Raw genomic sequence first — 23,067 nt, 5'->3', positions numbered from 1 at the left:
TAACAGATTCAAATGCAATATTTTCTATCCCACTGCATTTTCACAATACAAAGGAACCATTTTATATAATCTAAAACCTAAGTAAGTATATGAAGAAATTGAAATTCATTGCCTTTATCTTTGCTATTATGACTACAATGCCGATTCTCCAGTCATGTTTGGACAACGATGACAACCCGTCCGATCTTCTGGTTATCAGTACCATCAATATGATTAGCCAGGATAGCAAGGAATTTTATTTCACTTTGGATGACGGGAAAAAGATGTATCCCAGTAATGCGCAAGGATGGAATAATAAAGATTGGGTGGAAGGACAACGAGCTTTTGTGATATTTAACGAGCTGGAAGAGCCTGTGAATGGATACGACCATAATATTCAGGTGAGAGGTATCAATCCAATCTTAACTAAAGACATCATCACGATGGGTGAAGATGACAATGACGAAGAAAAAGTCGGAGATGACAAGATCAACACGACTTATATGTGGATCAATAAGGATAATAAATATCTGACGATTGAATTCCAATATTATGGAACGCATAGTGAAGATAAAAAACATTTCCTGAATCTGGTGATCAACGACAAAGAAGAGTCTGCTCCCACTACTGACGAGGACAATGCGGAGGACGAATATATCAATCTGGAATTCCGTCATAACAGTGAAGGTGATTATCCTCAAAGCTTAGGCGAAGGATATGTATCTTTCAAACTGGATAAGATTAAAGACCGGATGGAAGGGAAAAAAGGATTAAGAATTCGTGTCAATACGATCTATGGCGGACCGAAAACTTATGAAGTAAAATTTCCCTAAGATTATAAATCTAATGTAAATGTGCAAAACACACTCTTTTTTAATATAATATATTAATTACGCAAAAGAGGGCGGTAGTTGTGAAACTGCCGCCCTTTTATCTTTATATAAGAAGTTATTCTTATAAAGGGAAGTCCCTGTGATGGGAATACATACAATATGTACCAATACAAGAGTCAAACCGGTGGCAAGTCCTGCCAGATTGCCCGCTCCCCTCTTCGAATCGGTAGAGCCGAGCACCACTAATACAAAAATGAAAGCAAAGACAAGCCAATAAAATGAACAAAGGACTTTTTTATATCATATTTGCCTCTACCACATGGAGCACATCGTAAACGCATTTATCAAGCAAGGATCGAGCTATGACTTCACTCCTATGAATTTCTCCGGAATCCTCTCAATCTCCTATTTATTATAGCAAACATTGTATGGACTGCAAAGTAAGCATTTCTTTGGGGACCGCTGCTTTTATTTCCTCTTTCAGAACACATAGCAAACTGTGACGAATGAAATCTCTATTTGTCACCAGCACCACCTGCCGCGTCGGTCGGGGGATAGCAAACGGACGTACTAATTGTCGCTGTTCTTCCGTCAATTGAGTTACTGCCAGTTCGGGAATAAAAGTGATTCCTTTTCCACTTTCTACCATTCTCATAAAGGTTTCCATGCTTCCCAAACGATAAGCCATCTGACTAACCTTCACCGCTTCCATCTGACAGAAACGGACAAGTTGGTCACGAAAACAATGTCCTTCGTCCAAAAGCCAAAGATGTTCACCGGTTATATCGGAAGTGCGGATAACGTCATGTTTGAATGAGGGTTCTTTCCGTGATACATAAGCATAAAATTGCTCATAGAAAAGAGTTTCTTCCGTCAAGAATGTGTCTTCTAATTTACTGGCAATAATCCCTGCATCCAAATCACCGGCATGCAAAGCCTGCTGAATATCCTGTGTTTTCATTTCCGTGACACGAATATCCAGTTCGGGATATTTCTCCATCAGTTGAGGGAAAAAGCGAGGAAGCAAATAAGGAGCGATAGTTGGCAATACTCCCAAACGGAACACACCTGATAATGACTGCTTATCTTCACTGATGATTTCTTTTACTTGAGCCGCCTGTGCTAGAATCACACGAGCCTGATTTATCACTTTCTGCCCGATGGGGGTCGGACAAACAGGTTGTACCGTTCTATCGAACAATTTTACTCCCAATTCATCTTCCAGCTTCTGAATCATGGCACTCAAAGTGGGTTGCGTCACACGGCAATATTCGGCTGCCCGTGCGAAATGCCTGAACTGATCTACGGCTAGTATATATTCTAATTGTTGTATCGTCATCTATCAAATCATATTAAGTTATAGATTTCATCTATGCAAAGATAGAAATTTTCAGTTTGACAACAAGCATTTTCCGCCTTATCTTTGCAGTACAGAAAAAAAGAAAACAAGTATAAATCATTAAAAATAAAGAATATGAAAACTTTAGAATTTATCAAACTGAACGAATCGGGAGCAAACAACGTAGTGGCATCTTTGCAACAACTATTAGCAGACTTCCAAGTGTATTACACCAATCTCCGCGGTTTCCACTGGAATATCAAAGGACATGATTTCTTTGTTCTCCACAGCCAATTCGAAAAAATGTACGATGACACTGCCGAAAAGGTGGATGAAATTGCAGAACGTATCTTGATGTTGGGCGGTACTCCTGCCAACAAATTCAGCGATTATCTGAAAGTGGCGAATATCAGTGAAGTAGATAAGGTGAGCAACGGCGAACAGGCACTGAACAATATCCTTCAGAGTATCAGTTATCTGATCGGTGAAGAACGTAAAATTCTGTCTATCGCTTCTCAAGCCGGAGATGAAGTGACCGTTTCCATGATGAGTGATTATCTGAAAGAACAGGAAAAACTAGTTTGGATGTTGACTGCTTATAATAGCAAGTAATCAAGATAAAAGGTTTAGGCTTTTAAGCGAGAAAGAGAGGATATTTCCCTTAAAGGAATATTCTCTCTTTTGGTGTTCTTTTCTTCTCTCCGGGATCAAAATGATTCGTCAAAAAGCTTCTGCATTTGTGGATATTTTCCATCTGTATCTTCTACTTCCATACGTAGTTTGATCATTTCTTTTTTCATTTGTTTAATGACAGGAGCATATTCTTTCTCATTATACACATTATGATTTTCTTCCGCATCTTTCAGTAAATCATAAAAATCCCACACTGGTTTAGTAGAAGCTTCCTGCCCGTCTGTCATATCCAATGGATCGCCATAGTAAAAAATCAGTTTATAACGTTCGTTACGGATTCCCATATGTGCAGGACGAATGGTGTGATGTGTCCAGTAACGATAGTAAAAACTCTTACGCCAGTTTTCCGGTGTCCGCCCACAAAGATTATCGACAAAACTATGTCCTTGCATTCCTTCGAACGAGTTTATTCCTGCAAACTGGGCTAAAGTGGGAGCAAAATCAATATTCAAGATTAAATCTTTCACTCTCTTTCCAGCTGGAAGTTTTTTAGGATAACGAATAACAAAAGGCATACGGGCGGCTTCCTCATAAAACATACGCTTATCAAAGAACCCATGTTCTCCTAAGAAATAGCCTTGATCAGAAACATATACTACAATTGTATTATCGGCTATTCCCATATCCTCCAAGGCATACAACAGTTTGCCTATATTATCGTCTACTGTTGCTCCACAACGCAAATAATCTCTAATGTATTTTTGATATATGGCTTTACGGGCGGCTGCATGCTGCATCCCTTTAGTAGTAAACGGCAATCCTGGATAACGACACCACCATTTGTCAGGATCAGCAGAAGCTAATTCCCACCGTCTTCCTATTTCTTCTAACTTTTGCCCGACAAAACCTCTTCCATTAGTCTCGGGACCCCAATCCATCAGGTTCTCCGGTTCAGGGAAAACAACCCCATCATACAAATGTTCCATTCTGATTGGATAATCATACGGTTCATGGGTAGCCTTGAAATGGCAACACATCAGGAACGGCTGTTTATCCTCCCTGTTTTTCATCCATTCAATTGCTTTATCTGCCACAATATCTGTCGAAAAACCTTGTATACACTCACCAAAATTACGATTACCGGGCCAAGGATCAGTACTATTGATAAATAAGGGATCACGATATACACCTTGATCGTGAAAGATTGAATAATAATCAAATCCTTGTGGCTGTGACTTCAAATGCCATTTGCCTACCAAAGCGGTCTGATATCCGGCCTGCTTCAATATTGTCGCAATCGTAGGCAACGAAGTATCCAATGAATCGGCTAATGTATATACTCCGTTCTTATGGCTATATGCCCCTGTAAGAATGGAAGCCCGACTGGGTGAAGAAATTGAATTTGTACAAAAACAATTATCCAGCACCACTCCTTCGGAAGCTAAACGGCGAATATTAGGATTTTGCACATAATCGGCTAATATTCCTCCATAAATTCCCCATGCTTGAGAGGTATGGTCATCGCTTAGAATAAAAAGAATATTGGGACGTTCATTTTCTGTATTCTTTTGCGCCCAAGCTTTTCCATTCGAGTATGCAGCCAATACCCCCAACACAGTCAGTGAAAAGATTTTATTCATTGTATTATTTTTATTTTATCAAAAAAACTTCTGCTTATTTGGAACAGCCCTCGCTACAGGATATCTGTAACGAGAGCAAAGTCCTACTTATATACAATCTATCGTATATTTATGTAACCAGTATATTCAAAGCCCATAGTAATTGCGGGATGTGGGAGACTCGCCGGTAAATTAAGCGCCCCTTGAATAGTATAAATCCGAGTCGTTTCATCATACTGGATAGTAAACGAACCTGGGTTATCAGTATCAAAGTTTCTATTGTTACCAAGGTCTGACGCTTTTAAGTTCACATATGAAATCTCATCTATTTGAGCTTTAGAATATTCTCCTGGAAGTAAAGCCGACTGCTTGATTAAAATCGCTGCCATATTACCAGGCTCATCCATAAGAATCAGCACCAAATTACCCTCCATAGACTGGCACTGTGCCGTTGTGAATTTGAAATGCACATCTATATCAGATGCATCTTTTACCTCTATCGTAAGTTCTTTGGAAACTCCGCTATCATCATTCGCTATTATCTCAATAACCGCAACACCCGTTCCAAGAGCTTCAATTATGCCATTATCCAATGAAATGACTTCATTTCCTTCTTTCAAATTATAAGAGACAGATTTATCAGCCGCATTATCCGGTAATACGGTGAGATTAGCATTCAAATCGAAAGTATCACCTACTTTCAGGCTCAAACTCTCAAATCCACCAGCCACAATGATTTCCTCAACCTTCACCACATAATCTACAGCTACTCTATATTTGGACTGAAACCTCACCACATTTGCGTTATCCACCAATGTAACAGTCAGTTCTGCCTCACCTGAAGCAACACTCGTAATTACCCCTTCCCGATCTACAGTAAAAACTTCCACATTGCTCGAGCCAAATCTGAAAGAGTATTCCTCCAAATTGCCAGCATTGTCCGGAATAACACTCACATGCAAGGTGGTGGTAGTTCCTAATCCCTCAAGCGTAATAACTCCTTCTTCGGTCATTAATTCATTTTCAACAGAAACTCCAGTAACAGGATTCTTCACCGCCTCCGCCTGATAGATTTCGTCATCATCACTACAAGCCGCACATATAGCAGTCATAGCAAACATTAAATATAGTAATTGTTTTTTCATACTTGCCTAATTATTAATTGATTGGTTGATTTTCTATTCGGGACAACGTACTCCTTCTGTCCAACTAAGAGTCTTATTAATGTCCCAGCCATTACCAGTCCAGTCTTTGATTACCGAACCTTCTCCTTCATTAAATCTCCAATAAGCAATCATATCCTGATAATAATCCGGAGAAATATAACACATATTATTCTGAATCTCATTCTGCGTCAGAGCTTTCTTCCATACACGGACTTCACTTATGGAGCCATCCAAAAAGCGGGAATTCAACGAGGAACCAATACAGAATCTACGTTTATCGGTATTTCCGCATAGAGTAATAGGTCCACGTGGCGCATCTACTTGTCCGTCCAATTCACCGTTAACATAAAGCTTAATACTGGAACCATCAAATACAACGGCAAGATGATACCATTTGTCAACTTCAAATTCTGTTTTTCCCGTTACGGGGTAACCGCCACCTGCCAATTGTATTTGATTCGGCTTAATAGTAACATCTCCAAATCGCAATAAGAACTCCTCTTCTACTCCTATTACAGTACTAATATAGGGACTAGCCGTAGCAAACTTATTAACCTTAACCCTTGCTTCCATTGTCACCTGCGGAACACTTGCCAATGAAGGTTCACTTTCAAAAGGAAGTTGCATATTAGTGCGAGAAAGAGTAGCGGCATTGACAATCATCACCTGATTCAATACAAGAAACATTGTCCGGGAAGACTCTAAAACAGGCATATCTCCAGTTACATCCGTGATAGTCAAAGGTACACAATAAGTGACTCCCTCTTCTAAATTTGTAGTCCTCAATAAAGAAAAGATTAATTGTTCTGAAATGTTCCCACCAGCTTTCAACATAATCTCATTATTGGATAACATATAATCCTCGGTCGGGACAATTTTATATTTTTTCCCGTACAGCGCGTTATAGCCTTCCAATTTATCCGGATCTACTTTGATTCTTATAGATTGATCACTCATAGTCTGGCAAGAAGCTGAAACCGTCACTCCGATTTCAGTCGGTCCATCTATAGTATACTTAACAGCAGGAGAATCTTCCGTACCGGTAAAGTATAAAACATCTTTAAATGTTTCCGCATTTGTACAGGCTGACAGGATGCCTACCCAAAATATAGTCAATAATATGTATTTTACCTTCATATCTTTTTTCTTTTTAGACATTATTTCTTTGCAGGATTCATTATCTGAATAGCTTCACGAAGATATTTATATTCAATATCCGTATGGTTGTACTCATATTCCATATGATAACTTCCCACTCCTCCTTTATGTTGATTTTCCGTTATATTTTCCGGCTGCCAACGTGCCATTCCAATCAAAGAAGGAATAGTGCCCAGTTCCGGATCAGCGTAGTCAACTCCTCCCGTTGACCAATAACTTTCAAAATTTTCCGTAGCTATAAAGCGCTCCGGAGCAATATATTTACTCACTGTATTAAACCTACTTTGCAGTGAGGACGGTCTGGAAGTACCATATGCCTGCGCAACTGCATAATCAGCATATTGCCATCCTTCTTCTGTGATTTTTTCAATGAATCCATCTACACAAATAAGCTTGTCTTCTCCCAGATTAGCACGCATTTCTCTCAATAGAGTAGTCATATTCACTGCCTTATTGAATAAATCACTTCCACTACACTCATGGTCAAAGTCAACCCCATCATATCCATATTTGAAAACACTGTCAGCCACAGCCTTTGCTACGGCTGGAATATTTTCCGCTACATTTTCAAAGTTACCGGGAAAGTTAGCCATATTATGGGAAAAGATAGTAAATGTCACCTTGGTACCGTATACTTCTTGCACATATTTCAAGTCTTCAATCTGTGCAGGGGTCAAACTATGCCAAGTTCCCCAAATAGATACCACATCTACACTATCGGGCAAGTTACGCAAATATTTTACCGGAGACGTTCCGGTTGCTTTCCAACCTCCGAACCATCCAAAAGCCAACTGATGTTTGGACTTTTTATAAGCTCTCAAATTTTCGTAATATTGAGCATCGCGCACTACAGGCTTTTGAAGTGGAATATTTTCTATTTCTGTATCACATGCTATTATAATTATAGCCAATACGAAAAAACAAAAGATTCTATTAATTATTTTATTCATAATAATAAAATTAAATACGTGATTAATTATTTCTTATCCCACCACAACTTTACATTTCCATAGTCATTACCACCAAGAAAATCAGTCACGGCTTTATTGACCTCCGTTGTATTTGTATCATACTCTGTAGATGGGAATGGAATACGACGGGGACCGGACTTATCTACCTGCCCTGCACTAGCATTCGTACCATACAAATCAAACAACTTGGGATAACCGGTGCGACGATATTCACTCCAAGCTTCTTGTCCTTCCGGAAACATGGCAATCCACTTTTGCGTAATAATACGTTCCAGCTTCTTATCCGCCACATCATTTTCATTCCATGCAATGGTAATCGTTGATGCTGCGGCCACACTACCCAATGTTCCCGATGGCGCAGTAAACCGTACAGGTTTATACGTATCACCTCTTGTCAAATAATCACCTAAAGCAACTCCCCATTGTTCAAAAGATTTCGTGATACCTGCCTTATACAGTTCTTCAACTTCACCACCCATATTCCAGCCATGGAGTTTTCCTTCTGCACGCAAAAAATAAATTTCCGCTGCACACATCCATTGAACGGGGCTTTCGGCAAATATATTCGGAGAAGACAACTTGACATAATTTTTCTTGTCCGTAACATTGACTCCCAACCGGGCACCATGAAATTTATCACTGGCGTCTCCATATTCTGATTCCTGAAAATATTTAGAAAGACGGGGATCGTTATATCCCTTCATTATAGACTCAATATCAGCTCCCATACGTACATCCGAATAATTGTCCCAACAAATTTTCAACGGATGGAATACCGAGATTCCGTTTCCGGATTGCAACAAAGCATTTTCAGCATTTTCTGTAATAACTCCGTCTTTTACTGCTTCTTCGGCTAATTTCCGTGAAGTTTTTCCATTCACCTCAAATCCATTCACATAATATGTGCGCATAGCCAAACGTAGTTTTAAGGAATTTGCGAACTTCAACCATTTAGTAAAATCACCACCATATACCAGGTCATATTTATTTAAAGGTTTACTTCCCGGATGGATAGCAATATAATTCTGCAACTCTGCTATTGCTTCATCCAAGTCTATAAAAAAAGATTTATAGATATCTTCCTGCGAATCATAAGGAGTTTCTAATCCCCCGTGACCATATTGCAAATAAGGCAAAGGTCCGTATATATCTGTTACTCGATGCATAGTTGCCACCTTCAATATCTGCGCAACCGCATAAGCCTCCGGGAATTCCTCCTTGCCATTATCCCGGATCTGTTTCCAGGCCGGCATCACATTAGTAAATGCCACTTCAAAAGCAACATCATTCCATTTGTCATATCGCAAATTATAATGAACTGCAGAGCTCGTCCCCCACGTACCGATCGGAGTCATATAACCGGAATGCATATCCCCACACAAATTTTGAGCACGTTGAAACTGATTAGCATCGACATCACTGGTAGGTATTACGTCCATCTGCATAGCAGGAAAGAAGTTACCGATTTTCATCAATCCGACTAACATGTCTTCAGGAACTTCAGTAGGGTTGGTATTCCATTCTTTATAATTATCAGTACATGAAGTAATCATCATAGCTACTCCCAATGTACATACTATACGTCTTATTTTTCCTAATCTTTTCATTGTATTATTCCTTTCTGGTTAATTAATATTGGAATTTCACACTAAACCCAATGCTACGTACACTTGGTTGCATAAAATAATCAAACCCTTGATAATATGTACCCGTAGAAGCAGATAACTCCGGATCAAAAGGTGCCTTATTGTGGAACATGAATAGATTTTTGCCAATGAGCGACACTGTCAGATTTTGTATCTGGTTACCAAACCATTTTGTCGGGAAAGTATATCCTAAAGTCGCTTCTCTAAGCCGTACATTCGTCATACTATAGACGTAGTTTGACAGGACTCCGGTCGAACCATTACCGAGCACATTATAATAATCTTTTGCAGTCACCCGACCGCTATTAAGGTTTACTCCACCATTATCACGTGCTATAGCCGATGTTTTAGAAGTTCCATAATAATCCATCTTAGCTTGTGTAGCCGAAACACCTACTCCACCGATACGAGCATCAATCAAGAAACTAAGATTAATTCCTTTCCAACTAAAACTGTTGTTCCATCCCCAATTGAATCGGGGTGCCGCACTACCGGCTTTTATCCAGGTGTTCGGATCAGCTTCAATAGCACCGGTATTCGCGTCAACTTTGATATTGCCCAAATAGTCCATCTTCAACCCTGTCACATAAATATCACTCAAAGTACCTCCCTCTTTCACTATCATCTTATAGCTTCCTTGAGGATTGAAAGGCTCTATTTCTGTAATGGAAATAGGTTCTCCTGTAATTGGGTTGGTAGCACCACCAGGCAACAGATAGACAACCTTATTACGATTCATTGTGAAAGTCAGATTTGAATTCCATTTCACAGGCCCAAGATTGGTATTGATACCCAAACGAGCCTCAATCCCCCAGTTGTTTACCTTACCGCCATTCAGCATATAATCACTGTAACCTGTACTTGGCGGCATGGTATAATTAATAAACTGGTTGTAGGTATTACTATTATAATAGGTAAGATCAATATTCAGCAAATTCTGAAACATTTTCAGGTTCATACCTACCTCTACCGATTTTGTACGTTCAGGTTTCAGGTCAGGATTCAATAATCTTGAAGAGGTATTGACAACACCATCTTTTATAGTATATGTAGGCATCGTAATCTGTCGCATCGGAGGATTACCAACTTCACTATATGAAGCTCTGACTTTTAAAAAGGAGATATATGCTTTTGACAAATCAACAATCTCACTAACAACTGCCGATACCCCTACCGACGGATAAAAGAACCCGCTTCTCTCATTATCAGTATTAGCGAGAGTAGAGAACCAGTCATTACGGGCAGTCAAATCCAGATATGCCCAACTCTTATATCCTAATTGGAAAGTTGCAAACACGGCCTGATTATTATCTATATATCCGCCCTGTTCGGCCTTAGTATTTGCACCATTCTTACTTATATTGTTAAAAGAGAAAAAGTTAGGAACACTCGCCAGATGCCCTTCATAATTCGTCATTTCATAGGTTTGATGATTGAAACTGGCACCTAGGTTTGCTGTAATTCCCCAATTCTCCCAACGCTTGTTAACTTGGGCCATAACATCACCGTAGGTATTTTTATATCCCGACTTCATATTCATATAATTACCATACTCTGATGCAAACAATTGGTCGGAAGAGGCCGCAATTTTACGTTCATAGGTGTCATTGCTATTATCTATACGCATACGGCCAACAACATTCATCCAGTCAAACACCTTATAATTCAAATTTGCCGAGAACATATAACGTGATTTATGATTACTCATATTCTCACGATTTACAATCCAATACGGATTTTCGATTGCCATTCCCTGATTACCATAAGGCCAGTATTGCACATCATAATATTTCTCACTATTATAACGTTCATATACTTTATACTTATTCAAATCATCCCCTCTGGGCATAAGGTATAACGCCACAAGAGGATTATGGTACTGCCCCTGAGACATCATATTATTGTCATTGGTGATCACATAAGAAGCACTCATGTCCAATGTCAATTTATCTTTTATTAATTCAGTGGTATTACGCAAGGTAAAATTATACCGGTTATAAGTATTATTAGGTATAATACCGCGCGCATTAGTCGATGCTGCTGAAAAATAAGTCTGATTGCGGTCATTACCTGCGGACAAACCTAACGAGTTCGTTTCTGTGAACCCTGTTTGAAAGAAATCTTTAGGTTCCCATGTGGCATCCTTTTTAGCTCCCCAACTGGCAAATTCACCTTCCACCGATCCATAAGTTGTTTGAAATTCAGGCATTACCAACGGACTCATAAACTGAGTATCGTTGGAGTAATTAATTCTCAATTTCCCTTCTTCTCCTTTTTTTGTTGTAATCAGCACAACACCATTGGCACCCTGCGAACCATAAAGAGCTGCAGCCGCCGCACCCGTCAATACGGACATTGACTCGATATCATCCGGATTTATACTGGAAATCCCATCACTATCTCCTCCATCGGCATTCTCATAAAAGCTTTTTTCCTGATTAGAACGCATAGAAGCCATAGGAATACCGTCGATTACATATAAAGCATTGTTGTCATTCGTTATAGATTTCAAACCACGCATCACAACACGGGTGGAACCACCAATACCGGACGCACTTTGATTAATAGTCACACCGGCAATCTTACCTGCCAGGCTATTCATGAAGCTAGCATCCTTTACAGTAGTAAGATCGGCAGCTTTCATTTCTTGTACATTATAGGTCAATGATTTTACTTCGCGTTTGATACCCAAAGCAGTAACGACCACCTCATCCAACACTTCATTATCCGGACGCATGGTTATACTATAAAAATCCTTTCCGGAAACGGCTATTAACTGAGTGGCATATCCAATATAAGATACTTTCAAAGTAGAATTAGCCAAAACTGACATAGAGAAATTTCCATCCAAATCGGTGATGGTACCAGTATTAGTACCATCCACTGCTACATTCACGCCAATCAAAGGTTCTCCCTTCTCATCAACAATTTTTCCTTTTACAGTCTTTGTAGTCTGAGAGTTCGTTTCCTTTTTCTCAGGAACAATCATGATGTACTTATCAGTCAATTTATAAGAAAATCCGGTTCCTTTCAAAATTGTATTTAGAGCGGCTTCTAGTGGTTGATTGACAATATTCAAGGATAATTGTCGCTTATCTGAAAGTTGAGACTGATTATAAGCAACAGATAATTTGGATTGTTTTTCAACTTCGATTAGTGCATTCTGCAAAGTGATTTCTGCATTTTTTATAGTAATACGAATATTACTTTGGGCAAATACTGCTGTTTGTAGTATAAACAAGCAGCAAATAATTAGTGTACTTTTAGCTGTTTTTAGATATAAATTCATATCTTCGTAGCGTTTTTAGTGTTAAACTCATAATATTAATTCCATCAAAAGTTAAGTATTTTACTTTTTAATACTAAAAAACTTATTTCATATCCGGAACTAGGCGGCATCCTATTTCCGGATACTTTTTTACATAATGATATTTTTTAAGGTTAAACAATCAAGTTTTTTATTCTATTCTACTGTTTTCATGTAGCAAATATTCTTATCTATTTTGTAAGTGAACTTTCCTGTTACTTCTTTTATCACTTCCATCACTTCTCCAATATCTGTATTCTTGCTAAAGCTAAAATTATATTCATCGTTAGTAAACAAATTCGTATTATATTGGAAAGTAATATCAAAGCGCCTTTCCAAAGTCAACAAGATTTCTTCCATAGTACTCCCACGAAATATAATCTGTCCTCTTTGCCAAGCAGTTACATCTTCCAAATTCGCATCTGCTACTTTACTTTGAGCTGTCTTTCGATTATAAACGACCTGCTGTCCTGGCCTCAAAATATAAGAATTATCCGACTGTTCATAGCCGACTTTTACCTTACCCTGAATCAAAGTAGCAACCATCTCCGGATCTTCAGGATAAGCTGACACATTAAATTCAGTACCCAAAGCCGTAACAGACATATTTGCAGATCGCACAATAAAGGGCTTATCCGGATTCTTCTTAACCTTGAAATCAGCTTCACCTATCAGATAAACAGTACGGGTATCCCCTTTAAACGCATCCGGATAAAGCAATAATGTACCAGAATTCACATATACCCGACTACCATCCGGTAATTCAAACTCATGTGTTTTTCCATCAGGAATATATTGTTCGATCATTGCAACCGTTTTCTCTTTAAACGTATTCTTTGTTAACCAAAATGTACCGGACACTGATACAACAAACACAGCGACTGCTGCCGCATATTTCCAGGGAAACAACCGATATTGCTTTTTAGTGCCGGCAGATACTCCGACTTTATGATATACATTCTCTAAAGAAGTCCATGTGCCTGCATCAACTTTTCCTTCTGTTTCGTTCCATAATGTATTCAATGCAGCATCTTTTTCGTCAGCATGTTCTTCATCCAATAACCATTGATGTACTTCTTTGGTTACATTCCCACTATGCTCGGAAGCAGTGAATACATTGATAATTTTTTGAATATAATTCTTCATTTTAGATTTGCCTTATATAATATAGACAACTTGCTAAAACGGACTACTCAACTGAAATAGAAAAAAAATGCAATTAAGATGACTTTTTTTAATTCTTGTAGTGCAAGATAAATGTGGCGCTCCACTGTACGAATAGAAAGTTGCAGTCTATCAGCAATTTCCTGATTACTCATTCCGTCTTGCCGGCTCATAGAGAAAACCTTTCTACGTTGCTCCGGCATATTATCTAAAGTAAGTTTTATCAGAAGTTGCAGTTCCTTTGCATAAAGCTTGTCGTATATGTCAAATTCAAAAGAGGGAGAATCTTCCTGCAACAGCTTCTCCTGATAACTAAGTTCTACGGACTGATGCTTCAAAAAGTTATAGATCTGATTACGAGCCATCGTATAGATATAACTATCCCATGTTTCTTTGTTTTCCCAGATTTCCGGATTATCCCACAGTTTGACAAATATATCCTGGGCAATATCTTCAGCATCTTCTTCCGAACGCAAAATCTTCCATGCAAAAGCTTTTACCTTCGGAAAAGTAAGAATGAAAAATTGCTCGAATTTCTTCTTCTTTTCTTGTTCACCAATATGTGTCATCAGAGATTTTCGGTTATTATCATTTTTTATGGAAGCCAAAAGTAGAAGCTTTTGCACAAAAAAACAAATAATAGCAATAATAAAAACAAATTTACCAGTAAACAATAAAGGAATCTAAAATAAAGAAACCGTGTTCAGAATCTTTTGAACACGGTTTCTTATTTAAGTCAAACTTACAAATAAACTAGAAGAATCAAGGACAAGGTACTTCAGTCATCCATTCTATAGCGCCACTTCCTTGTTTTACAGCAGTATGACCATGTCCGGTATAATCTTTACACTCGTCACTCATATCATCCAGCTTCCAGTAGCCTTCCAACCCTTCACTGTCAACTTCTACAAAACAACGATGAAGCGGATTCTTCAATTCGGAAGCAGACAATGCCCTTGTCCAAAAACGTGCTTCGCTCACAGAACCTTTCAAATAGAAACCGTTTTGCACTCCCGGTGCAGCTCCAATGTAGAACTTATCTGACAATGAAATCGGATTTGCATATTCCGCTTGTACAAACAAAATTCCATCAATGTACAAAGACAGGGTATTATTTTCAAATACTCCGGCTACATGATACCAAGCATTCTTTTCGAGTGTATATCCCAACTTACCAGCATACACAGACCACCCTTTCGTTGCAAACATAAAGACAGGCACATCACCTTCACCTCCCACACGGTCTGGAGTTCCATCTACAAAAATCCATGTACCTTTCTCTGCATTCTCTCCAACAGGAAAACCTATAATACTCATTAGATTACCACCATAGTATTTAGGGAATTCCCATAAACTTACTCTTGTTTCGATAGTAAATGCGCTCATATTCTGGAATCTGCTGACATCATTATCCTTAAAGTTTATCTTAAAATAATTCTGTCCATTCAGCTTAGGAACATTCACAAGTAACTTCCTGTTGACTATGACATATAAAACATCACTTCCCGGCAAACTAGGATAATCCTTATTTTTACTAACCAATTTTACAGGTAACAAGAAATTAACGCCTTTCTGTATGGCATCTATGTCCTTTACCACTAGTTTCACCGCTTCGGAACGATATTTGCCGCTTTCTACCAACACAGAACTGCTCGACAACACACAAGCACCTTCCGGCAGAGTCTTGTAAGACTCTCCATGATCACTATTATAGCGTTCCACCAACGAATTGTCAATCATCAATTCACCTTCTATATTTGAATTTGCAATCAACGAACTGGAAATTGTTATTCCTAGTTCATCGTTATTATTCGTTGCAGAAAAAGTCGTTATAGGAGTTTTTTCAGCAGCGGTGATATACACAGCTTCCACATCTATGCTTTCATTGCAGGCCGTTCCTATAAAGGCAAGGCATGAAAGGCACGCAACAGCCAATCTATTTTTTGTGAATAAATTCTTCATTTCTTTACAACTTTATAATTGTTATTCTTCAACTTCATCCTCTACTTCATCAGATTCATCTTCCACTGTTTTACCAGCAGGATTCATAATCTGAATCGCCTGGCGTGCATAATAGTAATTATTAGGTGGCACAGGCAAATTCAAATGGTTTCCTTCAGCATATCCAAACTGCAACACATACGCACCACAACCTGCCACGTTCTTCGGACTTTCAGCAGCATAATGAGCCATTCCCCATAAACTTGGAATATATTCATTGTTATATCTATAATTCACCCCACCTTGTCCAAATGCATTGCCAACCTGACTCACCCATTCACAAAAGATCCTCTTTTCATTCGGAAATCCTTTTCCATAATCTTCCCATCCATCCTGACATCTGTTATTCAGTGAAGTTTCGGAACTGGCATTATATGCCTGACCGATAAAATAATCAAAACGGTCTGCATATTCAGCGTCATTCCACTGTCCGTCAACAACCAACAATTTATGTTTACCATTCACTTTATATTGCTCATCACACTTAGGTCCCAAATATTTACTCATTACATCAATGAAAGTACGCATCATTTCTGTGGTATAACTATCTCCACCGAAACTTGGTTCATAATCCAAATCAAATCCGTCCAATCCCCATGTATAAATAGAATCAACCAGATTCTCAGCATATACTATCATCGAATCCAAGTCCTCTCTCCCTTCTCCAGTCGTAGCAAAATATTTATCCGGCCACATTGTCAACAATACTTTGGTACCTCTCCGTTCCTGAAGGAATTTCACATCTTCCCGATTCTGTTTATTATTCACATATCCGGTAAAGAATGAGACGATGTCAAGGCTGTCAGGAATACCTCTTAACCGGGTCTGCATAGAAGAAGTAGCGGGACTATAATTCATCCATGCAAAAAATATCTTATGATCCGAATTCTTGTAAGCAATCAATGCAGCTTCTTCTTCCGGTGTCAATTCCTTATATTTCATTTCCGGCAAAATAGTCGGTTCAGCTTCTATCCAGTCACTACATCCGATAATCTGAGTCACCATAAATATGCAACACAGAATTTTTATTATCCGATCGTTTTTCATATCAATATAAAACTATTAAGATTACACACTATTTTTTAATTCTGATAAGGTTTATCACTTCTTTTATCCCACCAAAGTTTCGTACCGCCATTGTCTGCGCCATCCAACAATTCGGAATTATTCACTGCTTCCTGGTATAAATCGGGATAGTCTTTCGACAAGTTGGTAGGATAAGGCAATCTTGCCACTTGTTTTTTAGTGTCGATGCGCCCGCCACTATTGTTCCTAGCCACCCGGATCACTCTCGGACATCCTGTTCTTCTGAACTCGCTCCATGCTTCTTGTCCGTCGGGGAACAGAGCAATCCACTTTTGAGTTATAATTTTCTCCAGCTTTTCATCAAAATCAGTAGCATCTGCCCAGTTCACAGACACTTGTCCCGTACTACTGTCGCTATAACTGGAATTCTTGGGGTCAACATAACCTTTCGGTAAAGTGGTCCGTTTCATGTACGCACTTGCATCTCCTGCTTTTGCTTGAGTAGCCCCCAACGGTTGGGAGAAAGCAGTCGCAATCCCATTTTCATACAATGTCTCTGCGTCTCCCCCCGCATTCCATCCACGCAAAGCAGCTTCCGCACGTAGAAAATAGACTTCCGCAGCGTTCATAAACTGGATAGGGGTACTTGAAGAGACATTCAGATTAGAAAATATCTTATAATCATTTCCATTGAACATACTGCCGCATCTGATTCCATTATATTCTTTAAATCCGGAAACTTCTGATTTAGCAAACCAAATATCCAGACGAGGATCTTCATACCCTTTCAAGTAACCCTCCATAGTTGCTCCCAAACGACTGTCATTGTAAGTGTAACAAATCATATACAAAGGATTGACCGTTGCAGAACCATCCACTTTTAACATGGCATTATCCTCATTATCAATAAACACACCCTCTCTTATCGCTTCCTCAGCTCTCTGTTGAGCCATCTTTGCGTCTACATACACGATACGAAGAGCCAGGCGCAACTTTAAAGAATTGGCAAATTTTACCCACTTTTCAAAATCCCCGCCATAAATCTTATCATAACTTACCAATGGTTTGGCACCGGGATTATCTTTGATGAATTCTTTCAATATCCCAATTGCTTCATCCAGTTCGCTAAAAAACTGTTCATAAATGACTTGCTGTGAAGTGAACGGAACATCGGAAGCTGGTGCGAAATCTTTATAAGGAATCGGACCATACATATCCGTGATGCGGTGCATACCGAAAACTTTCAAAATCTGTCCCACTGCAAATGTGGAAGGATTGATATTCCTTTTGGTGTAAAGGGTATACCAAGGAGTCATATAATTCTGATAAGCCACAGTATAAGCTGCCGCACACCAGTCGGGATACATATCATACGTCGTATTATTTCTTCCGTTACTGTCAAACATATTGGAAGCTCCCTGATGCCCGGAAAAAATGTCTCCGGCAAGGCTGAACATTTTCTGATAGTTATTGACATCTATATTTTGGTCTTTTGTAATGCACGGATACATTTGATACTGCATCTGCGTTATCATCGAGCCCGTACCCAAGTTGTCATATCCCAACTCTTCTTCCGTAACAGCATTGGGATCGGTATTTGTCTCCATGAAATCTCCTGTACAAGCTCCTAACATCCACAAAGAACAAGCAGAAACCAGAAGCAGACTTTTGCCGAAATATCTATTATTTAGTATCATTTTCATCTGTTTGTTAATTTAATTATAATGTAAATTTAAGACTCACACCGAAGCTTCTTAGACTCGGCATCATGAAGTAATCTATACCTTGATAGAAAGTACCCACTGAGGAAGTCAGCTGCGGGTCGAAAGGAGCCTTATTGTAAATCATAAACAAATTACGCCCGGTCACGGACAGAGTCAAATCTTTCACAAAGTTCTTAAACAAAGGTTTAAAACGATAAGAAAGCGAAGCTTCTCTCAAACGTATATTGGTAGCATCATATACATAATTGGACAATACACCTGTACCTGCTCCCATTTGAGTATAGTAAGTTTCCGCATCCATCAGCACTCCGTTTACAAGCACACCACCATTGTCACGTGCCTTCGCACTCTGTTCGGATGCACCGAAAGAGTCCAGAACAGCTTGTGTGGCAGAAACCACTTTTCCGCCAATCCGGGCATCAATCAGAAATGAGAGTGTAAAACCTTTATAGCTGAACGTATTGTTAAATCCGAGCGAACAATCCGGATTAGTATTTCCTGCATATATCAGATTTTCATTGTCCACCATCATGCTCAAGGTATTCGGATTCACATACACATATCCGTTTCCATCTTTCTTCACTGAATTGACATATATATCACCGATAGAACCGCCCTCATCTATATAGTTGCGGAATGAATAAGAAAGCCCTCCCATGTCGAAATGCGAAACATTCATATCGGCTCCGGTGAACGGATTAGGTATATTCCTCACCAATTCCACGATCTTGTTTTTATTGTAGGTAACCGTAAGTTTCGGTGAATAATTGAAATCTCCGAATGTCAAATCCGCATCAATGGAAGCCTCAAGACCTTTATTGTTTACTTTACCGGCATTCACATAGAAGTTGGCATAACCGCTGCTTTCCGGTGCTCTGAACTTGAACAACTGGTCGTAGGTGTTAGCGTTATAATATGTTATGTCTAATCCCAACTTGTTATTCAGGAAGCGGGCATTCAGACCAATTTCAAACGACTGTGTCTTTTCAAATTTCAAATTGTCGATAGGCAGGTCGGGATTGATGCTTACACCACCGCCCGGACTAATCGGATAAGACGGAATAGTGATTCCGGCAAGTGACATCGGCACATTTCCTACCTTAGCATACGACAGACGAAGTTTGGAGAACGTCAATATTTTCTCCGGCACTTTGAAGAACTCTGTCAACACAAAAGACATACCTACCGACGGATAGAAGAAACTCTTGTTTTTGGTATTGGCAAGCAACGAAGTCCATTCGTTACGTCCTGTTACATCCAAGAATACTTTTCTTTTCCAATCCACAGAAGCACTGAAGAATACAGCTTGCGACTTCATCTTTTTACCTTCCTGATATTGGGGTTCCGGAGTCAGGTTGTTCAATGTAAACTTATTGGCTACGCTAGCAAGAGGCGCTCCAAACTCCAGTTTATTAGAGTTGGCAGTATAATCGAATGATGCATTCTTAAAGCTGGCACCCGCATTGACTACAAATCCCCAGTCCGATACCGTTTTCTGGAAATTGGCAATCACATCTCCATAATCCTGTATATTCTTTTCCGTTGCCAACAAATATGAGCCTTTATCCGAACTGGAAGCCAGCAACAGCAATGTAGAAGCATAATTTTTGATTTCATTCTTCTTGTTATCGCGGTCCGTACGGAAACGGGCACTGATGTTAAACCATTCATTGAACGTATATTTCAAACTTCCACCAATAATAAAACGCTCGTTATGGTTTATATTGAAATTACGGTGCGTAATCCAATACGGATTTTGGATACTTCTCTTTTGGTCGCCATAGGGCCAGAATTGAACCGGGAATCCTCTGTCTGCACTGTAACGTTCATATGATTTATACTTATCTATATTATCACCGCGAGGAAACAGATAAATCGGTACAATCGGATTATAATAGTCACCTTGCGAAAGCATATTCTGCGCTTTCTTGTTCGTATACATAAAAGTAGCTCCCAAAGAAAGTTTTTCCGTAATGGTATATGTACCATTATAGGAAACGTTGTAGCGGTCAAGATTATTATTATGAACTACCCCACGGGCATTATAAGAAGAAAGAGAAATATAAGATTTATGATTCTCCGTTCCCAACTGTGCCCCGATGCTGTTAGAGAAACTCATGCCTGTGTCAAAGAAATCTGCCGGATCATAATTCGCAGGAGTCTCCAGCTTCGGTCCCCAACTGGAAAATTCATCCGTACGACTTCCGTACGTATTTTGCAACTTCGGCAAAAGAAGCGGTCGGTAGAAATCGGAATAATGGGAGAATGAAATACGAGGCTTTCCGTCTTTCAGTCCTCCTTGTTTGGAGGTCAACATGATTACTCCATTCGCAGCCTGACCACCATAAAGAGCAGCTGCCGAAGGTCCTGTCAACACAGTCACTTCCGCAATATCCTCCATATTGATATTGGAGATACCGTCACCTTCGTCCACTCCTCCATACTGTGCATTAGAGGTAGCCCCTCTCCGCGGGAAAAGGTCGGGAAGCGGTATACCGTCCAACACATACAATGCATTATTGTTTCCTTCCGCGTTTACAGACTTGCTACCACGCATCACCACCTTTGTGGACCCACCGATACCGGAAGCCCCTTGGCTAATTGTGACACCTGCCACCTTACCGTTCAACGCATTCGGCACACTGGCTTCCTTGACAGACATAAATTGTGCATCGCCCAATTTCTGCACATTATAACTCAACGCCTTGTCCGAACGCTTGATACCCAATGCAGTGACAACGACTTCGTCAAGCACTGCATTGTCTTCTTGAAGTACAATATTCAAAGTCGCATTTCCCGTAATTGTTACATTTTGAACCGTATATCCCACATAAGAAAATTCGAGGACATCCCCTTTCTTTGTCCTAATCGTAAAATTACCGTCAATATCTGTAATTGTACCGATATTTGAACCTTTTACCTTTACATTTACTCCAATAAGAGGTTCGCCATTCACATCCTTTACTATACCTTTTACCAGAATAGTCGCATCTTCCATTGTTTTCTGCACGAAAGGTTTCGTGGAAAGAATAATTTGTTTATCCACCACCGTATAAGATATAGAAGTACCCCGGAATATTTCATCCAGAATGTCCTGTATCTTGCCGGAATTATTATTCACTGAAACAATGCGGTCCTTCTGAATCGCCTTATCATTATAAAGGAACACATAATCCGAACTTTCCTCTATCTTATTCAATACCTGTTCTACAGATACATTGTTCATTGAAATGGTACCCCGTATGCGTTGGGCATAGCCATTTGCTGCAGAAAGTTGCAATACGACTGCAAAAAGCAATGTTAGACTAATCCTCATAACTAAAGGAAGTTTTAGATTTAAAGCATATTTAAAGCATAATGCAATAAATGAATGATTTTTTTTCATACATTTGTAGCTGACTAAAGTTTATTACTAAATGAACTAAGGTTTTGATTCCGGTTAGCGTTTGCGAGACCCTGTACCGTGAATCTTGAAAAACGAGGGGAAGATAGCTGTTGACAGCAGCTTTCTTCCTTTTTTTATTCTCTATTCTGTGTCGTCATACATAGTCTTTTTTAAAGGTTATTTACTAATATAAATTTACTATTATTTTGGTCTTCGTAAGTGTATCATCCTCTTGCTGTTCCGGCGTTTGGATTTTCCACTTCAGATTTGCCGACTTTGCCAGATAGTCCAATATCTGTGTCAACGTTTCATTTCGGAAGGTAGCCCTATAATTATATGTCTTTCCCGAATGATTATTGAATTCGATATCCACATTAAAATGACGTTCCAGCCGTTTTAATATTTCTTCCAACGAAGCATTTCTGAAAATCATTTTCCCCTCTTTCCATGCCACCTTTCCATAAACATCAACTTTCTCCTTCTCTATTCGCGAAGTATGTTTGTCATATAGCAATTGGTCACCGGGAGTTAAAATAATTGTCTCATGATTGGGAGTAACGACATTTACCATACCCTTTTCCAACACTGTCTCTATATAACCATCATCATCATAAGCTGCAACGTTGAATTTAGTACCATAAACATATATCCTCAGGCCATTCGGCGTATAAACCCAAAACGGACGTTTATGGTCTGCTTCCACTTCAAAATAGGCTTCTCCTCTCAGTTCTACACTGCGATTATCTTTTTTGAACATAGTAGGATAACGTAACGTAGTACCGGAATTTAACCATACCACAGTATGATCCGGAAGTTCATAACGTGTCACTGTTCCCATTGTAGAAGTCACTTCTGCATATCTTATCTCTTCTTCCGGTTCTACAAAATATAAATATCCGAAAAGCAAAGAAGCTAACAACAGAGGTACAGACAAAAATGCAGCGCAACGCATCAGCTGATTATACCGTTTCATCCTTTTCTGACTTCTTATTTTAACTTTAGACTGTCGATAAGAAGCTAATACATCAATCGATTCTAGTTCTCTAATATCATCGCCTAATGCCTGTGCTTTTCGAAATGATACTTCCCAATCCTTATTTTCCATACTTTCTTTTT

General features: G+C 39.2%; 16 protein-coding genes and 2 pseudogenes. 3 read left to right on the top strand and 15 right to left on the bottom strand.

The window, feature by feature from the left end:
* Positions 1–89: 89 nt before the first annotated feature.
* Positions 90–812, top strand: coding sequence for a NigD1/NigD2 family lipoprotein (locus tag GD631_RS12065; protein WP_143257234.1), 723 nt, complete (start codon positions 90–92; stop codon positions 810–812).
* 126 nt (positions 813–938) lie between these two features.
* Here the strand turns inward: GD631_RS12065 and GD631_RS12060 are convergent.
* A pseudogene (locus GD631_RS12060) lies at positions 939–1,079 on the bottom strand (aquaporin); the annotation flags it as partial.
* 11 nt (positions 1,080–1,090) lie between these two features.
* Here GD631_RS12060 and GD631_RS22170 point away from each other — a divergent pair.
* Positions 1,091–1,206, top strand: a pseudogene (locus GD631_RS22170) (DMT family transporter); the annotation flags it as partial.
* An 18-nt stretch (positions 1,207–1,224) separates the two neighbouring features.
* Here GD631_RS22170 and GD631_RS12055 read toward each other — a convergent pair.
* The gene (locus GD631_RS12055) at positions 1,225–2,151 is read right to left on the bottom strand and encodes a hydrogen peroxide-inducible genes activator (RefSeq protein WP_143257233.1); all 927 of its coding nucleotides are present in this window, start codon (positions 2,149–2,151) and stop codon (positions 1,225–1,227) included.
* 135 nt (positions 2,152–2,286) lie between these two features.
* Here GD631_RS12055 and GD631_RS12050 point away from each other — a divergent pair, with 135 nt between their 5' ends.
* Entirely contained in the window at positions 2,287–2,763 is a 477-nt protein-coding gene (locus GD631_RS12050; RefSeq protein WP_004314742.1) for a Dps family protein, read from the top strand.
* Between the two features lie 95 nt (positions 2,764–2,858).
* On the opposite strand, the gene GD631_RS12045 is transcribed toward GD631_RS12050, so the two are convergent.
* The 13 genes from GD631_RS12045 to GD631_RS11985 form a co-directional block, all read right to left on the bottom strand.
* Entirely contained in the window at positions 2,859–4,424 is a 1,566-nt protein-coding gene (locus GD631_RS12045; RefSeq protein WP_143257232.1) for a sulfatase family protein, read from the bottom strand.
* A gap of 98 nt (positions 4,425–4,522) precedes the next feature.
* The gene (locus GD631_RS12040) at positions 4,523–5,548 is read right to left on the bottom strand and encodes an Ig-like domain-containing protein (RefSeq protein ID WP_143257231.1); all 1,026 of its coding nucleotides are present in this window, start codon (positions 5,546–5,548) and stop codon (positions 4,523–4,525) included.
* A 33-nt stretch (positions 5,549–5,581) separates the two neighbouring features.
* Complete coding sequence (locus tag GD631_RS12035; protein WP_185911452.1) at positions 5,582–6,706, bottom strand: DUF1735 and LamG domain-containing protein; 1,125 nt, start codon at positions 6,704–6,706, stop codon at positions 5,582–5,584.
* Positions 6,707–6,726: 20 nt separating this feature from the next.
* Positions 6,727–7,677 carry a glycoside hydrolase family 18 gene (locus GD631_RS12030; protein ID WP_143257229.1) on the bottom strand — a complete coding sequence of 317 codons (951 nt, stop codon included), beginning with the start codon at positions 7,675–7,677 and terminating at the stop codon, positions 6,727–6,729.
* Positions 7,678–7,703: 26 nt separating this feature from the next.
* Entirely contained in the window at positions 7,704–9,305 is a 1,602-nt protein-coding gene (locus GD631_RS12025) for a RagB/SusD family nutrient uptake outer membrane protein (protein WP_143257228.1), read from the bottom strand.
* 22 nt (positions 9,306–9,327) lie between these two features.
* A complete protein-coding gene (locus tag GD631_RS12020) occupies positions 9,328–12,633 on the bottom strand; it encodes a TonB-dependent receptor (RefSeq protein ID WP_143257227.1) in 3,306 nt (1,101 codons plus the stop codon).
* Between the two features lie 174 nt (positions 12,634–12,807).
* The gene (locus GD631_RS12015; protein ID WP_143257226.1) at positions 12,808–13,797 is read right to left on the bottom strand and encodes a FecR family protein; all 990 of its coding nucleotides are present in this window, start codon (positions 13,795–13,797) and stop codon (positions 12,808–12,810) included.
* 47 nt (positions 13,798–13,844) lie between these two features.
* On the bottom strand, positions 13,845–14,384 hold the full coding sequence (locus GD631_RS12010) for an RNA polymerase sigma-70 factor (RefSeq protein WP_143257225.1): 540 nt from the start codon (positions 14,382–14,384) through the stop codon (positions 13,845–13,847).
* A 193-nt stretch (positions 14,385–14,577) separates the two neighbouring features.
* Positions 14,578–15,777 (bottom strand): DUF1735 and LamG domain-containing protein, encoded by a 1,200-nt coding sequence (locus GD631_RS12005; protein WP_143257224.1) that lies wholly within the window; start codon positions 15,775–15,777, stop codon positions 14,578–14,580.
* Between the two features lie 21 nt (positions 15,778–15,798).
* Entirely contained in the window at positions 15,799–16,863 is a 1,065-nt protein-coding gene (locus GD631_RS12000; RefSeq protein ID WP_244983330.1) for a glycoside hydrolase family 18, read from the bottom strand.
* A gap of 35 nt (positions 16,864–16,898) precedes the next feature.
* The gene (locus GD631_RS11995) at positions 16,899–18,539 is read right to left on the bottom strand and encodes a SusD/RagB family nutrient-binding outer membrane lipoprotein (RefSeq protein ID WP_143257613.1); all 1,641 of its coding nucleotides are present in this window, start codon (positions 18,537–18,539) and stop codon (positions 16,899–16,901) included.
* Between the two features lie 22 nt (positions 18,540–18,561).
* Complete coding sequence (locus GD631_RS11990) at positions 18,562–21,882, bottom strand: SusC/RagA family TonB-linked outer membrane protein (protein WP_143257222.1); 3,321 nt, start codon at positions 21,880–21,882, stop codon at positions 18,562–18,564.
* Positions 21,883–22,135: 253 nt separating this feature from the next.
* A complete protein-coding gene (locus GD631_RS11985; protein ID WP_143257221.1) occupies positions 22,136–23,056 on the bottom strand; it encodes a FecR family protein in 921 nt (306 codons plus the stop codon).
* Between the last annotated feature and the right edge of the window lie 11 nt (positions 23,057–23,067).

Origin of the sequence: Bacteroides luhongzhouii, assembly GCF_009193295.2 — a bacterium.
GTDB lineage: Bacteria > Bacteroidota > Bacteroidia > Bacteroidales > Bacteroidaceae > Bacteroides > Bacteroides luhongzhouii.
The sequence above is the reverse complement of the archived record's forward strand: the minus strand, read 5'-3'. Positions and strand labels throughout refer to the sequence as shown.

What these genes read in the sequence shown, in the direction of transcription:
- GD631_RS12065 (WP_143257234.1), top strand. Translation starts at nt 90, where the DNA reads ATGAAGAAATTGAAATTCATTGCCTTTATCTTTGCTATTATGACTACA.
- GD631_RS12025 (WP_143257228.1), bottom strand. Translation starts at nt 9,305, where the DNA reads ATGAAAAGATTAGGAAAAATAAGACGTATAGTATGTACATTGGGAGTA.
- GD631_RS12000 (WP_244983330.1), bottom strand. Translation starts at nt 16,863, where the DNA reads ATGAAAAACGATCGGATAATAAAAATTCTGTGTTGCATATTTATGGTG.
- GD631_RS12010 (WP_143257225.1), bottom strand. Translation starts at nt 14,384, where the DNA reads ATGACACATATTGGTGAACAAGAAAAGAAGAAGAAATTCGAGCAATTT.
- GD631_RS12020 (WP_143257227.1), bottom strand. Translation starts at nt 12,633, where the DNA reads ATGAATTTATATCTAAAAACAGCTAAAAGTACACTAATTATTTGCTGC.
- GD631_RS12030 (WP_143257229.1), bottom strand. Translation starts at nt 7,677, where the DNA reads ATGAATAAAATAATTAATAGAATCTTTTGTTTTTTCGTATTGGCTATA.
- GD631_RS12035 (WP_185911452.1), bottom strand. Translation starts at nt 6,706, where the DNA reads ATGAAGGTAAAATACATATTATTGACTATATTTTGGGTAGGCATCCTG.
- GD631_RS11985 (WP_143257221.1), bottom strand. Translation starts at nt 23,056, where the DNA reads ATGGAAAATAAGGATTGGGAAGTATCATTTCGAAAAGCACAGGCATTA.
- GD631_RS12045 (WP_143257232.1), bottom strand. Translation starts at nt 4,424, where the DNA reads ATGAATAAAATCTTTTCACTGACTGTGTTGGGGGTATTGGCTGCATAC.
- GD631_RS12050 (WP_004314742.1), top strand. Translation starts at nt 2,287, where the DNA reads ATGAAAACTTTAGAATTTATCAAACTGAACGAATCGGGAGCAAACAAC.
- GD631_RS11995 (WP_143257613.1), bottom strand. Translation starts at nt 18,539, where the DNA reads ATGATACTAAATAATAGATATTTCGGCAAAAGTCTGCTTCTGGTTTCT.
- GD631_RS12015 (WP_143257226.1), bottom strand. Translation starts at nt 13,797, where the DNA reads ATGAAGAATTATATTCAAAAAATTATCAATGTATTCACTGCTTCCGAG.
- GD631_RS12040 (WP_143257231.1), bottom strand. Translation starts at nt 5,548, where the DNA reads ATGAAAAAACAATTACTATATTTAATGTTTGCTATGACTGCTATATGT.
- GD631_RS12005 (WP_143257224.1), bottom strand. Translation starts at nt 15,777, where the DNA reads ATGAAGAATTTATTCACAAAAAATAGATTGGCTGTTGCGTGCCTTTCA.
- GD631_RS12055 (WP_143257233.1), bottom strand. Translation starts at nt 2,151, where the DNA reads ATGACGATACAACAATTAGAATATATACTAGCCGTAGATCAGTTCAGG.
- GD631_RS11990 (WP_143257222.1), bottom strand. Translation starts at nt 21,882, where the DNA reads ATGAGGATTAGTCTAACATTGCTTTTTGCAGTCGTATTGCAACTTTCT.